Origin of the sequence: Corynebacterium sp. HMSC072G08, from assembly GCF_001809185.1 — a bacterium.
Lineage (GTDB): Bacteria > Actinomycetota > Actinomycetes > Mycobacteriales > Mycobacteriaceae > Corynebacterium > Corynebacterium phoceense.
In genome coordinates, this window is sequence record NZ_KV796422.1 from 44,558 (window position 1) to 57,349 (window position 12,792).

A 12,792-nucleotide genomic window follows, 5' to 3' on the forward strand; every position below is an offset into this window, starting at 1 on the left:
CGCGTGTTTTGGGACAATGGTCTTATATCTTCATACGGCAACGCGACCGCAGCAATGCAGTGCGCCGCGACGCACCAGCTCCCGGCTCCCTTACCGAGGCCCGCGCAGCACTGGTCCTGTTCGCCGCACCACGCGTTGACCGGAATTGTCCCCGAGTAAAAGAAGTGATGCCGCCATGTACGCTGAGGAGCGCCGCCGCCAGATTGCTTCGTTGACCGCCGTCGAAGGGCGCGTCAACGTCACCGAACTTTCCGAGAGATTCGATGTCACCGCGGAGACCATTCGACGCGACTTAGCGGTGCTCGACCGCGATGGCGTCGTCCACCGCGTCCACGGCGGCGCTGTTGCTTCCCAGTCTTTCCAGACCGCGGAGTTTACCCTCGACGCACGCTCACGCTCCGCGTCAACCGCCAAGTCGGCCATCGCACGCGCCGCGGTGGACTACCTCCCACAGCCGGGCGGCTCCATCTTTCTCGACGCTGGTACCACTATCAACGCTCTCGCTGACCTCATCTCGGTTCAGCCTAACGCGCACAGCTGGTCCATCGTTTCCAATAGCCTTCCCATTGCGCTCTCTCTGGCCAGCAATGGTCTCTCCGAGGTCCAGCTGCTGGGCGGCACGGTCCGCGCCATCACGCAGGCGGTGGTCGGCGATACGGCGCTGCGCACCATGGCACTCATGCGCGCTGACGTCGCCTTCATCGGTACGAACGCGCTTACCCTCGACCACGGACTGTCCACGGCAGACTCCCAAGAGGCTGCAATGAAGTCCGCTTTCGTTACCCACGCACAGAAGGTTGTCGTGCTCTGCGACTCCACGAAACTGGGCAATGACTACCTCGTGAGCTTCGCGTCAATCGCTGACCTTGATGTGGTCATCACGGATTCCGGCGCACCGCAGTCCTTCATCGACCAACTGCGCGACCGCGAGGTTGAGGTCATTGTCGTAGAGGACAAGTAAACCAGACTTTCCAACGCTCCACTGCACAACGCCCCATCGGTTCACACAATGAGCCAATGGGGCGTTTCGGTATCTCCAACCATGTTCCGGTCGACCGACACGTGGCGAGACACACGAGTTGGCCAAGACGACAAAGCCGCCCATGCACGGGGCACGGGCGGCAGCGGCTGCAGAAGTCGCTTAGATGTTCGCGATGTACTCGCGGACAGCCTCGCGGGCCTCAGAAGCGCCAACGGAGTTGACGGCGATGTCGGCGATCTTCTGGCACTGCTCCAGGGTGAGCTCCGAGAGCTGAGCGCCCACGCCGGCGACGGCGGTGGCGGCGCAGGACAGGGAGTTCACGCCCAATCCGACGAGCACGCCGGCGAGCATCGGATCAGCGGCGGCCTCGCCACAGACGCCCACGGCCACGTTGTTGTCGCGGCCGACAACACAGGTGTGTTGGATAAGACGCAGCACGGCCGGTTGCCACGGGTCGGTGAGGTAGGCCAGCTGTGGGGACAGACGGTCCGCAGCCATGGTGTACTGCGTGAGGTCATTGGTACCGATGGACACGAAGTCGAGGTACGGCATGATGGTGTCGGCCATGAGCGCAGCGGCGGGGACCTCAATCATCGCACCCGCGGTGAGGTTGCGCTCACGGCACAGATCTGCGAACCACTTGGCTTCAGAGGATGTAGCAACCATCGGAGCCATGACCCAGGTGGGAGCGTTCTCGTCACGCTCAGCGGCGGCCTTCGCAATGGCGTCGAGCTGGCGCGTAAGAAGCGACTCGTTGTCACGGGCAATACGCAGACCGCGCACACCGAGAGCCGGGTTTTCCTCGGTCTCCATGGTGGCGTAGGAAATCGGCTTATCCGAGCCTGCGTCGAGCGTACGGACAACGACCTTGGACTGCGGGAAGGCAGCGAAGACCTTGCCATAGATGCGTGCCTGCTCATCAACAGTTGGCTCTTCCGTCGCGGACAGGAAGGACATCTCCGTGCGGTAGAGGCCGATGCCCTCTGCCTGCGTGTCAGCGGCGACGCGAGCGGCATTGCCGTCTGCCACATTGGCGAGCAGCTGGAAGCGGTGGCCGTCCTTGGCCTGGGCCGGACCGGTCCACTGCGCCACCTTGGCGGCGCGCTCGCGGTACTCCGCGACGGCGGCCTCAGAGGTAGCCGGGTCAGCACCGAGGGTCACGGTACCCAACGAACCGTCGACGAAGACCTTGGTGCCCGGCTCGATGTCGCGCAGCTTGGCGCCTACGGCGACGATGCACGGGATGTCGAGCTGACGCGCGATGATCGCGGTGTGCGAGGTCGGGCCGCCGAGCTCGGTGACGAGCGCCTTGATGTGGGTGCCGTCGAGGGTCGCGGTATCCGCCGGCGCGAGGTCATCGGCGAAGAGAACGGCTTCGCCCTCAACGGTGGGCAGGCCGGGCTCCGGCTCGCCGCGCAGCTGTGCAATAACGCGGTCACGCACGTCCTTTAGGTCGGTCGTGCGCTCAGCCATGACGCCGCCCGCAGCCTCGAACATGGCGATGAATTTGTCGGTCGCGCCGACGACGGCGTATTCCGCGTTATTGCCGGCGTTGATGTTCTTACGCACGGCCTTGTGCCAGCCGCGGTCCTTGACCATGCCGGCGGTCGCGTTGAGCACCTCAGCCGCGTTGCCTTCCGCGCCCGCGGCGCGGGTCTCCAGACGACCGGAAACGGTGAGCACGGCCTCGTTAAAGCGATCGAATTCTGCCGCTGCCTCATCTTCGGCGATCGGCGTGCCCGAGGTCGGCAGATCGGGGCGGGGTCGTACCCAGACGGCCTCAGCAAAAGCGACGCCCGAAACGACGCCGGTGCCCTTGATAGTGGACTGAGATGCGTTTTCCATGCGTGGAAACTCCCTTGCATTCATATCGAATGGTGTCTTTTGTTCAGATCATCACAAATCGGACGCAAAATCAATAGAAAACACAGGAAACCATTGACAAACGGACAGATTCGGACAAAAACCAACAGTGACCACAAATGTAATTCACAAGCGTTTTCCCAGAGTGTCCACCATCCGGGAGAAACACCAACAAACACCAGCATACGGAAATATCCGGAGAGGGATGTTTATTAGATGATCGTCACACTGACACCGAACCCCAGCGTCGACGCCACCCAGGAGCTGGGTGGACCGCTGGAGCCCGGCGCCGTCCAGCGCACCGTGGCTTATAGCCACGCCGCCGGTGGCAAGGGACTTAACGTCTCCCACGCCGTGCATCTCGCAGGCGCACCGACGCTCGCGCTGTTCCCGGCTGCGAACCGCGACGGCTTCCTCAGTCTCGTCGAGGATTCCGAAGTCCCGTTCGAGAATATCCCTATGACGGATCTCGTGCGTACGAACTCCACCATCACGGAGCCGGACGGCCGCACCACGAAGATCAACGGCTTGGGCCCGACGCTGTCTGAAGACACGCAGGCCGAGCTCGTCGCCCGCTTGAGCGCCGCAGCGGCCACGGCCGACTGGGTCGTCCTCGCCGGTTCTCTGCCACGCGGCGTGGACAAGGACTGGTACGCCACCCTGGTGCGCGCCGTGCGCGCGGCCAACCCCAACTCGCAGATCGCCGTCGACACCTCGGATGGCCCCATGGAGGCCCTCGGCGCCCGCCTGGACGACTCCGCGCCGGACCTCATCAAGCCCAATGGCTTGGAGCTGGGACAGCTCACCGGTCGCGACGGTCTGGCGCTCGAGCGCCAGGCGGAAGACGGGGACTTCAGCGGCGTCGTCGAGGCGGCGCGCGAGGTCAACGCGCGAGGCATCCCCCAGGTGCTCGTCACCTTGGGCGGCGCAGGCGCCGTCCTCGTTACCCCGGAGGGCGCCTGGATTGCGACCCCGCCGCCCGTCGAGGTCAAGTCGACCGTCGGCGCAGGCGACTCCTCTCTCGCTGGCTACATCCTGGCACGCAGCCAGGGCAAGAACTTCGCGGACTCACTCGCCCAGTCGGTTGCCTATGGCACCGCGGCAGCCGGACTGCCCGGCACAACGATTCCGCGCCCGGAACAATTGAATATTGAAGAGACCACAGTCTCTGCCCTGTAATCCACCCCAGATAAATGAAGTAAGGAGCCTGACATGGCATCCGATCTGATTACGACCGACCTGGTCGCGCTTGACGCCGACTTTGGTGACAGTGTCGAATCGGTCATTACGAACCTCGCCACGCTAGTCCACGGCACTGGCCGCGCGACTGACATCGAGGGACTCGCGCAGCCCGCCATCAACCGCGAGGCACAGGCCGGTACCGGCGTGCCCGGCGGCGTGGCTATCCCCCACTGCCGTTCCGAGGTTGTCACCGAGCCGACCCTCGCATTCGCGCGCCTGTCTCAGGGCGTGGATTTTTCGGGCCCGGACGGCGACGCTCACCTCGTCTTCCTCATCGCAGCCCCCGCCGGCGGCGGCAAGGCGCACCTCAAGATCCTCTCCAAGCTCGCACGCGCGCTCGTGAAGAAGGACTTCCTTGCGGCTCTTCGATCCGCAAGTACGAAGGAAGAAATCGTCACGCTCGTCCTCGACGTCGTCAACGCCGAGAAGAAGCCTAAGGCCCAGCCTGCCGATGCCCCCGCTACCGCAGCCGCCGCACCGGCTGCCAACGTCACGCGTATCGTCGCCGTCACGGCCTGCCCCACTGGCATCGCCCACACCTATATGGCTGCCGATGCCCTCACGCAGACCGCCGCCGAGCGTTCCGACGTCGACCTGCAGGTCGAGACCCAGGGTTCCTCCAACAACACGGCCCTGTCCCAGGCGACCATCGACGCGGCTGACGCCGTCATCTTCGCCACCGATGTGGGAGTCCGCGACCGCGAGCGCTTCGCGGGCAAGCCCGTCATCGAGTCTGGCGTCAAGCGCGGCATCAACGAGCCGGGCAAGATGATCGACGAGGCCATCGCTGCCTCAAAGAATCCCAACGCCCGCAAGGTAGCCGGCACCGCTGGGGCGGCATCGGCAAGCTCTGCACAGGAAGAAGGCGCAGGCCTGGGCTGGGGCAAGCGCATCCAGCAGGCGATTATGACGGGCGTGTCCTACATGGTGCCGTTCGTTGCCGCCGGCGGTCTGTTGCTCGCCCTCGGCTTCCTCTTCGGCGGCTATGACATGGCCAACGGTTGGGGCGCCATCTCTACGCAGTACTCGCTTAACAACCTGCCGGGCCACGAGGTCGACGTCGATGGCACGATGATGACCTTCGAGCGCTCCGGCTTCCTGCTCTACATCGGCGCGGTGCTCTTCGCGACCGGCCAAGCGGCGATGGGCTTCATCGTTGCGGCCCTGTCCGGTTATATCGCGTTCGCGCTCGCTGGCCGTCCGGGCATCGCACCGGGCTTCGTCGGCGGCGCCATCGCCGTGACCCTGGGCGCCGGCTTCATCGGCGGTCTGGTCACCGGTCTTATCGCTGGTCTCGTCGCCATGTGGATCGGCAACTGGAAGGTCCCGCGCTGGCTGGGCTCCCTCATGCCGGTCGTCATCATCCCGCTGCTTGCTTCCCTCGTTACCGGCCTGCTCATGTACCTCGTCCTCGGCGCACCGCTCGAGGCGATCATGAACGGCCTGCAGAACTGGTTGTCGTCCATGTCCGGCTCCTCTGCCGTGCTGCTCGGCATCATCCTCGGCCTCATGATGTGCTTTGACCTCGGTGGCCCGGTCAACAAGGCGGCCTACCTCTTCGCGACCGCTGGCCTGTCCACGGGCGACGAAGCCTCCATGCAGATTATGGCTGCCGTCATGGCCGCCGGTATGGTCCCGCCGATTGCCCTGTCCATCGCCACGTTCTTGCGCAAGAACCTATTCACCCCTGCCGAGCAAGAAAACGGCAAGTCTTCCTGGCTGCTGGGCCTGTCCTTCGTCTCCGAGGGTGCCATCCCGTTCGCCGCGGCTGACCCGCTGCGCGTCATCCCGTCCATGATGGCCGGTGGCGCCGTCACCGGTGCCCTGTCCATGGCCTTCCACGTCGGTTCCCGTGCTCCGCACGGCGGCATCTTCGTCTTCTTCGCCATCGACCCGATTTGGGGCTGGATCATCGCGCTGCTCGCCGGCATCGCCGTCTCCACCCTCGCGGTCATCGCCATGAAGCAGTTCTGGCCCAACAAGACGGTCGAGGCCGAGGCCGCCAAGGCTGAAGCAACCGCCGCGTAATTCTTCTCACGTATGGTCCCCGGCGCATCCGGCTGGGGACGAGTACACTGGTTTACAACGATTTACCCCGTATGAAAGGACTTACATACCATGGCTTCTAAGACCGTTAAGGTTGGTTCCTCCGTCGGCCTGCACGCCCGTCCGGCTTCCATCATCGCTGATGCTGCTGGCGAGTACGACGAGGACATCTTCCTCACCCTCGTGGGTGGCGACGATGACGACGAGACCGACGCTGCCTCGTCCCTGATGATCATGGCCCTCGGTGCCGAGCAGGGCGACGAGGTCACCGTTACCTCTGACAACGAGGACGCTGTCGAGAAGATCGCCGCTCTCATCGAGAAGGACCTGGACGCCTAAGTCTTCATCCTGACAAGCGGGCCCTCGGGCCCGCTTTTCGTGTTTTCAAAAGGCTTGTCCCCTGGCGTACCCGGATTTCACGACAACCAAGGCCTCAAAACCGAGGACATTCGGGCGCTTCGTTGTCGTGAAATCCCGTCTCCCCTTCCGCGAAGTCCGCGGGTTCGGTTTTCAGGACAACGAAGGCGCCCCGGAACGCGGACCTAAAGGGCTTCGTTGTCGTGAAATCCGCGCAAAGACTGTGCGGTGGGCGGCCAGGGACATGTGAAAGCCCGCTGCGGTGAGGCAGCGGGCAGGCAGAACAGCGGCGGGGTTAGACGTACCAGTACAGGTCCGTGACGGGGCCGCCGTCCTGTCCGGGCATGAGGACGTAATCCTCGAAGGCGACCTCGCTAGGGTCGTGACCGGACTCGCGCAGGGCGGTCTCAAACTGGTTCCATGCTTCGGGGAGCATGGCGTAGTCCTGTTCAAAGCGCGCGACCACGGCGGAACCCTCGGGGAAATCAAGGAGCTGCGCTGGGTACTCCGCGGCGTCGAGGACGGTGGCGACGGCGGCACGATGGGCATCGGAAAGCACAAAGGCAGCGGCGACGTCGAAGCTTTCGTCGGGTGCCGAGAAATAGTAGGCCCGGCAGGCGGCGGGAACGACGCCAGCGGCCTCGAGGACGCGCGCGAGAACCGGATAGGCGGCGTCGAAGAAGGTCCGGAGGTCAGTGACCTCGCGGCGCAGGGCAAGCACCGTGTGGCGCGGGAGGGGACGCGGCTCCATTAGTATTTCGCTCCATGCCCCTCACCCATGCGCTCATAGAGCCACCTGGCCAACGGGTAGACGACGATAACGCCCACGGAGCCCCAAGCGATGCCCTCGAGTGAGACGGAGCCGACATTGAGCGTGAGGTTGCCGATGCCGGCGACCAGTGCCACGGCCGCGCAGGTGAGGTTGACCGGGTTGTTGAAATTCACCTTATTGTCCATCCAGATGCGGATGCCGAGCATGCCGATGAGACCGTAGAGCACGAGCGTGGCGCCACCGAGAACGCCGGTAGGGATGGTGAAGATGAGTGCGCCGAACTTCGGGATGAAGGCGAGCGCGATGGCGAAGAGTGCCGCAACCCAGTACGCGGCCGTCGAGTACACGCGGGTCGCGGCCATAACGCCGATGTTCTCCGCGTAGGTCGTGGTGCCGGAACCGCCGAAGCCGCCCGCGATGGCGGTGCCGAGGCCGTCCGCAATGAGGGCGTCGCCAGCGAGATCGTCGAGGTCGCGCTTGGTCATCTCGGACACAGCCTTGACGTGGCCGACGTTCTCCGCGATGAGGACGACGAGGACCGGCAGCGCCACGAGGATGGCCGAGAGGTGGAAGGAGGGCGTGTGGAACTGCGGCACACCGATCCAGTCAGCATCGGCGATGGTCTGCGCGGTGTCCGGCGCGAGGTTGCCCGTCACGGCGGCAAAGACCCATCCGATGACGACGCCAATGAGGATGCCCAGGCGGGCAACCATTCCGCGGCCACCCACGGTCGCGACGATGATGGCGACGAGGGTGACGAAAGCAACGAGCGGCTGCGTCTGGAAGTTGGCGGTGGCGCTCGGTGCCAGGTTCAGGCCGATGAGCGCGACGATGGCGCCAGTCACGGCCGGCGGCATGACGGCGTCGAGGACGCGACGGCCAGCAGCCTTCACGATAAAGCCGACAAGCACGAGGACAAGGCCTGTGACGAGGACGGAGCCCGCCTGGACGCTGATGCCCTCAGACTGCGAGGCCGACAGCGGTGCGATGAACGCAAAGGACGAGCCCAGGTACGAGGGCAGGCGGTTGCGCGTGATGAGAAGGAAGAGGATGGTCGAGATACCTGAGAACAACAGCGTGGTGTTCACAGGGAAGCCGGTGAGCGTCGGCACGAGTAGCGTCGCGCCGAACATGGCGACGACGTGCTGCATGCCAATGCCGATCGTCCGGCCCCAGCTCAAGCGTTCTTCCGGCGCGACAACCGCGCCCGGAGCAATTTTCTGACCGTCACCGTGGACGGTCCAACCTAGAGAGTAAGTCACGAACCCTCATTATGGTCGACCTGCGACGAATACGGAAACGTGAACGCCTCAGCGGCTCCGTCTACGCGGCGTCGGAGACGTGGAACTCCTTGAGCTCGTCCGCGACGGCGACGGGCAGGCGCACGTCGAGCAGCGTGCCGTCCTCGGTGTAGGACTCGGAGCGCACGGTGCCCACGGCGTGGGCACGGGCCACGACGTCGCCGCGGGTAAACGGCACGAGCAGCTGTACGTGAGCGTCGCGGGCGTTGAGGAAGAGCTCGACGCGGGCGGTGAGCTCGTCGATGCCCTCCCCCGTCTTCGCCGAGACGTACACGACGTTGTCGCGGTCAAGGACGTGGCGCAGCTCTGCGAGCACGAGCGGGTCGGCCTCGTCGATCTTGTTGATGACGATGATCTCTGGCGGGGCGTCCTCGCCGGTCTCGCGCACGATGTCGTAGATGACCTTGTTCACGGCCTCGATCTGCTTGAGCGGGAACGGGTCCGAGCCGTCGACGACGTGGAGCATGATGTCTGCGGCGAGGACCTCCTCGAGCGTGGACTTGAAAGCCTCCACGAGCTGCGTGGGCAGGTGACGAACGAACCCGACGGTGTCTGTAAAGACGACTTGGCGGCCATCGGCAAGCTCTGCACGGCGCGTGGTGGGATCCAGGGTGGCGAAGAGGGCGTTCTCGACGAGAACGCCCGCGCCGGTCATGGCGTTGATCAGGCTCGACTTGCCGGCGTTCGTGTAGCCAGCGATGGCGATTTGCGGAATGGCCGACGCGCCGCGGCGGGCACGCTTGACCTCGCGCGCGGTCTTCATAGCCTTGAGCTCGCGACGTAGCAGCGCCATCTGGGTGCGAATGCGGCGACGGTCCGTCTCGATCTTCGTCTCACCGGGACCACGCAGGCCCACGCCGCCGTTGGAGCCGGCGCGGCCACCCGCCTGACGCGAGAGGTTGCCACCCCAACCACGGGTGTGGGTGTAGAGGTATTCGAGCTGGGCTAGGGAGACCTGCGCCTTTCCCTCTTTGGACTTCGCGTGCTGCGCAAAGATATCGAGGATGAGCATGGTGCGGTCGATGACCTTGGTGTCGAGCTCGCGCTCCAGCGCGGAGAGCTGACCGGGGGTGAGCTCACCATCGCAGACCACGGTATCGGCACCGGTGGCCATGACGATGTCTTTGAGCTCCTTGACTTTGCCCGAGCCAACGTACGTGCCCGGGTCTGGCTTATCGCGCTTTTGGTAGAGGGCCTCGACAACTTCAGCGCCGGCGGTCTCTGTGAGCGCGGCAAGCTCGGACATGGTGGCCTCAACCTCGGCGACGGTGCCTTCGGTCCACACGCCGACGAGCACGACCTGCTCAAGGCGCAGCTTACGGTACTCAACCTCGTAGCCGTCAGTGGTGTCTTCGGCACGAATGGTCGTTGCCTTCGTGACGCGGCGGAAGGAGTTACGCTCGGCGAGGTCGAGCTCGCCGGTGGTTGGGTCACCGTGGTCTCCGTGGTCGACTGGGCGCACACCGTGCACCGGCGCCGCATGGTCGCGAAAGGCCGCGGCGAGGAGATCCTCGTGGGATTGCTTTTCTTTCTCTGTCATATGCTTTCCCATCTTTCCACGTCGCGCGGGAAAACGGTGAATAATTCGCCCACAGCGCACAGCACCCCCACATTGATTAAATACGGAGAACCCTGTGGGAATGAACACGCCCGCGCAACGGTTGAACGTTACTGGAATTATTGGCCCCCACGCTAGGATGATCCCCATGACCACACCTGTTGAATCCACCGCTAATCCGGAGATGCAGGCCATCGGCCTCAACTACTCCCGTTGGCAGGACGCGGTTGAAGCCGCCATCGCCACGAACCAGCTCACCGTCACCGGCGAGGTCCGCGGCGGCCAGCTTATTCAGTTCGCTGATCCGTCGGGCGCACAGCTCAACATCCTGGCCGTTGAGCCTTTCGCGACCTTCATCGGCTTTGAGGCGACCACGCAGACCTTCGCCCACGTCGACATGGTCAACGACGTTCTGTCCTACATGGACGTCATCGACCCGTTCGGCAACTCGCTGGCTCAGGTCACCGCGAACTTGGCACAGGGCCCGCTACTCGCCGAGGAAGATACGCAGGAATGGCAGCAGGTGAGCCTCACCGCCATGGGCGTCGCCGTCGAGTCCTTTGACTCCGCCGAGGCCTACGAGGCCGCCACCGGCATCTTCCCGTCCGCCTTCGAGTCCGAGGGCGCCGAGATCGTCAATGCCGGTTCCGCCGCAACACCTACCGCTGCCGCGACCTTTGCAGCGCGTGTCATGGAGTCCGAGTGGCGCCACAACCAGCTCACGGGCGAGAAATTCATGCACCTCGTCATGGACGGTCTCTTCCCCTTCGATCTCTGCCTGCCGGCTACCTTCGGTGACGGCGAGCTCCCGGCCAAGGACACCGTCCTCGCTGGCCGCGCGATGATCGTCGCCTCCGTCAACCTGCCCACCGGCGGCTGCGGTTGCGGCGGTGGCGGCTGCGGTTGCGGCGGCCACTAGGACGACCCCTAGCGCGGCGCGGGATGCTCCGTGCCGCGCTTTCCTGATCCCGCACCCACACAAAGTTGACGCGGCACTTTTCATTGGGCATCGCCGCCGCGGTGCGGTAAAATTCCCTGAAGAATTTATTTATTTACGCGCGGAGGGCAGTGACATGGTCTTATTTTCGAATTCCTATTCACGTCGCTCCACGCTGGCCATGGCGCTCACGCTCGGCGCGTGCATCGTCCTCATCGCCCTGCTCAAGGTGCCGGGGCTCATGATTTCCTTCCTGCTCGTTGGCGCTGCCTTGCTCATGATGAGCGCCCGACCCGAGTCCACGGAGCACGACGCGCTGCGCACGTCCATCCAGCTCTCCAGCGAGGATATCCGGGACGTCATGGCGCAGTTCGAGGACTTCGAGGTTTCCCAGGACACGGACATCATCGCGGACCGCACGCTTCACCGCCCGGCTCTGCTCGATCTCGATACCAACGATCCGGACATCGAGGCCTTCCACTACCAGTACGCTTCTGCATCGCGCTTCCTCAAGCGCCTCCCGGCTCGTCTGGCCTCCCCCATGCTCGACACGAATCAGCTCGAGCAGATCTTGAGCGTCACTGACCAGCGCGCCGCGAGCCTCCAGGAATCCTGGCTCGCCGCCCGCCAGGCTGCGTTCCGCTTGGGCCCGGACTACAAACAGCAGCCTTCCAGTGCCCCTTCTGACGAGGATGAGGACTGGCGCGACTCCGCCTAGCCTCCCCCGCGGTCACTCCGCCCTCATGCCCACTTCATGGCGAAGGCACTATCTCAAAGGCAATAACCCCAGGTCAATAAAATCGGCACTCGCGCCGCGACCTGGGGTTATTGCTGCTACAACATTGCCTTCGTCTGAAAGGCGAATGTCTGGCGGTTTTAGAGAACCGTCGTGCCTTCCGCAACGAGGCGCGACGGGCCAGTAAGACGCGAGCCGCCGTCGAAGATGTCCACCACGACCTGCCCGCCTGGGACGTTGACGGCGACGGTGCCGGTGGGTTGGGCGACATCGGCAAGCGCGGCGCGGGCCGCGGCGACGGTGCCGGTACCGCAGGAGCGGGTCTCGCCGACGCCGCGCTCGAAGACGCGCATGTGGACGGCGCCGTCGACGAGCGGGGTGACGACCTCGACGTTGACGCCTGCGGGGAAGAACTCGTGGTCGAAGACGGGCTGCTCGAAGTCCATGGCGGCGAGTTCCTCGGACGTGAGCGACGGGATGACGGCAGCGAGGTGCGGGTTACCCATGTCGACGCCCAGGCCGGCGAAGCTCGTGCCCGCCATCGACGCGGTGGACACGCCGGTGACAACAGCGTCGCCCATCTCGATGGAAACCTCCGCGTCGAAGTCATCGAAGGAATGGACCTTCACCTGCTTAGCGCCCGCGCGGGTGCCGATGGTGAACTCATCTGCGTCGACGAGGCCGCGGGCGCGCAGGTAATGCGCGAAGACGCGGCTGCCGTTGCCGCACATCTCGGCCACGGAGCCGTCCGCGTTGCGGTAGTCCATGAACCAGTCCTCGCGGTCGCAGTCGATCGACTCGACCTCGCCGGCGTCGAGGAGCGCGCCCGCGCGGGCGACACGCAGAAGGCCGTCGCCGCCAATGCCGGCGCGGCGATCGCAGAGCAGCGCAACGCGCTCGGGTGCGATGGGAGTTGCCGCATCTAGATCTTCAATGATGACGAAGTCGTTTTCGGTGCCGTGGCCCTTGGTGAAATGAGTCGTGGTCATACGGCGATA

General features: G+C 64.5%; 11 protein-coding genes. 6 read left to right on the forward strand and 5 right to left on the reverse strand.

Annotated elements, in window-relative coordinates:
- Nucleotides 1–175: 175 nt before the first annotated feature.
- On the forward strand, nucleotides 176–961 hold the full coding sequence (locus HMPREF2559_RS05840) for a DeoR/GlpR family DNA-binding transcription regulator (RefSeq protein ID WP_066486512.1): 786 nt from the start codon (nucleotides 176–178) through the stop codon (nucleotides 959–961).
- A gap of 180 nt (nucleotides 962–1,141) precedes the next feature.
- Here HMPREF2559_RS05840 and ptsP read toward each other — a convergent pair whose 3' ends face one another.
- Nucleotides 1,142–2,827: a phosphoenolpyruvate--protein phosphotransferase gene (ptsP, locus tag HMPREF2559_RS05845; protein ID WP_070539863.1), complete on the reverse strand. Its 1,686-nt coding sequence runs from the start codon at nucleotides 2,825–2,827 to the stop codon at nucleotides 1,142–1,144.
- Between the two features lie 234 nt (nucleotides 2,828–3,061).
- Between ptsP and HMPREF2559_RS05850 the strand changes: the two genes are divergently transcribed.
- From HMPREF2559_RS05850 to HMPREF2559_RS05860, 3 genes are all read left to right on the forward strand, one after another.
- Nucleotides 3,062–4,024, forward strand: coding sequence for a 1-phosphofructokinase family hexose kinase (locus HMPREF2559_RS05850; RefSeq protein WP_066510088.1), 963 nt, complete (start codon nucleotides 3,062–3,064; stop codon nucleotides 4,022–4,024).
- 33 nt (nucleotides 4,025–4,057) lie between these two features.
- Nucleotides 4,058–6,115, forward strand: a complete 2,058-nt coding sequence (locus HMPREF2559_RS05855) for a PTS fructose transporter subunit IIABC (RefSeq protein WP_066486528.1) — start codon at nucleotides 4,058–4,060, stop codon at nucleotides 6,113–6,115.
- 90 nt (nucleotides 6,116–6,205) lie between these two features.
- Nucleotides 6,206–6,472 carry an HPr family phosphocarrier protein gene (locus HMPREF2559_RS05860; protein ID WP_066486533.1) on the forward strand — a complete coding sequence of 89 codons (267 nt, stop codon included), beginning with the start codon at nucleotides 6,206–6,208 and terminating at the stop codon, nucleotides 6,470–6,472.
- Between the two features lie 313 nt (nucleotides 6,473–6,785).
- Here the strand turns inward: HMPREF2559_RS05860 and HMPREF2559_RS05865 are convergent, their stop codons facing one another.
- The 3 genes from HMPREF2559_RS05865 to hflX all read right to left on the reverse strand — a co-directional run bounded on the left by HMPREF2559_RS05865 (nucleotide 6,786) and on the right by hflX (nucleotide 10,103).
- Entirely contained in the window at nucleotides 6,786–7,241 is a 456-nt protein-coding gene (locus HMPREF2559_RS05865; protein ID WP_066486540.1) for a GyrI-like domain-containing protein, read from the reverse strand.
- Complete coding sequence (locus tag HMPREF2559_RS05870) at nucleotides 7,241–8,524, reverse strand: uracil-xanthine permease family protein (RefSeq protein ID WP_066510086.1); 1,284 nt, start codon at nucleotides 8,522–8,524, stop codon at nucleotides 7,241–7,243. The genes HMPREF2559_RS05865 and HMPREF2559_RS05870 overlap by 1 nt, the downstream gene beginning before the upstream one ends.
- A 61-nt stretch (nucleotides 8,525–8,585) precedes the next feature.
- A complete protein-coding gene (gene hflX / locus HMPREF2559_RS05875) occupies nucleotides 8,586–10,103 on the reverse strand; it encodes a GTPase HflX (RefSeq protein WP_066510083.1) in 1,518 nt (505 codons plus the stop codon).
- Nucleotides 10,104–10,260: 157 nt separating this feature from the next.
- On the opposite strand from hflX, the gene HMPREF2559_RS05880 reads away from it, so the two are divergent.
- Nucleotides 10,261–11,040: a hypothetical protein gene (locus HMPREF2559_RS05880; protein WP_066486554.1), complete on the forward strand. Its 780-nt coding sequence runs from the start codon at nucleotides 10,261–10,263 to the stop codon at nucleotides 11,038–11,040.
- Nucleotides 11,041–11,194: 154 nt separating this feature from the next.
- Nucleotides 11,195–11,776 (forward strand): hypothetical protein, encoded by a 582-nt coding sequence (locus HMPREF2559_RS05885; RefSeq protein WP_068801840.1) that lies wholly within the window; start codon nucleotides 11,195–11,197, stop codon nucleotides 11,774–11,776.
- 158 nt (nucleotides 11,777–11,934) lie between these two features.
- Here the strand turns inward: HMPREF2559_RS05885 and dapF are convergent, their stop codons facing one another.
- The gene (gene dapF, locus HMPREF2559_RS05890) at nucleotides 11,935–12,783 is read right to left on the reverse strand and encodes a diaminopimelate epimerase (RefSeq protein WP_070539866.1); all 849 of its coding nucleotides are present in this window, start codon (nucleotides 12,781–12,783) and stop codon (nucleotides 11,935–11,937) included.
- Between the last annotated feature and the right edge of the window lie 9 nt (nucleotides 12,784–12,792).